The sequence below is a fragment of the Aequorivita aurantiaca genome, from assembly GCF_030410135.1.
Taxonomy (GTDB): Bacteria; Bacteroidota; Bacteroidia; order Flavobacteriales; family Flavobacteriaceae; genus Aequorivita; species Aequorivita aurantiaca.
Map to the genome: position 1 here is coordinate 1 of NZ_JAUGQQ010000038.1, position 782 is coordinate 782.

1 protein-coding gene is annotated in these 782 nt (G+C 31.7%); it reads left to right on the forward strand.

Annotated elements, in window-relative coordinates:
* The first annotated feature begins 27 nt into the window (after positions 1-27).
* Complete coding sequence (locus QRD02_RS14305) at positions 28-672, forward strand: hypothetical protein (protein ID WP_290255641.1); 645 nt, start codon at positions 28-30, stop codon at positions 670-672.
* Positions 673-782 lie beyond the last annotated feature (110 nt).

A 782-nucleotide genomic window follows, 5' to 3' on the forward strand; every position in this document is an offset into this window, starting at 1 on the left:
TAAACGTTGGCAACAAGTTTGAAGAAAATGCAGAAACTATTAATAATTTTATTTTCGATTTTAATAATTGCTTGTAATGATAAGCAAAACAAAGAATTGAATTATGAGAAGGACTTTGCAATGTATGGATTGCTTATTAATGAATTAGATTACAATATCTTTTATCTAAACGAGCAGATTAAATTCGAAATATCAAAATTGGAAATAGAGAACCGGTTGGATGACGAAACAAGAAAAATTGACAGCGCAACAAGGATATATACTGCCAAAATTGATGAAATTGTAGATGATTTAAACGCTGATTTGAATTATGAATACGATAAAATCGATAAAAACCAGAAGTTGCTCGTAGGATATGAAAGAGGAAATGATTATTTTTTTAGTGCCGACACGCTATCTAAAAATGCCATCGAATACAAAGAACTTACTAAAGAATATCGTAACGAAATTCTTAAATACTTTGACCATCTGATATATATAAAACGAATTCAGGGTTCTCTATCGATGGAAGAAACAGAGGACAGATATGGAAATAAAACTGAATTAATTGAATACTTATTTCGGGACACACCGTTGATTGCAATTATTTTACAATTAAAAACGATGAAACGGAATAGTTTAGAATATCAGCAACAATTACTCAGAAAAAAACCAGTTGCCAACAATGTATAACCGCAATTACGGCGGATTCGACTGCGTCCGAATCCACGCGTAATTGCTACCGTAGGTGCTTATCCGAAAAACATTAAATTTAATCCGTAACTGCGGTTATACTAAACGTT

Bases quoted from the DNA above. Each gene is read 5' to 3' on its own strand.
- QRD02_RS14305 (WP_290255641.1), top strand. From the start codon at position 28: ATGCAGAAACTATTAATAATTTTATTTTCGATTTTAATAATTGCTTGT.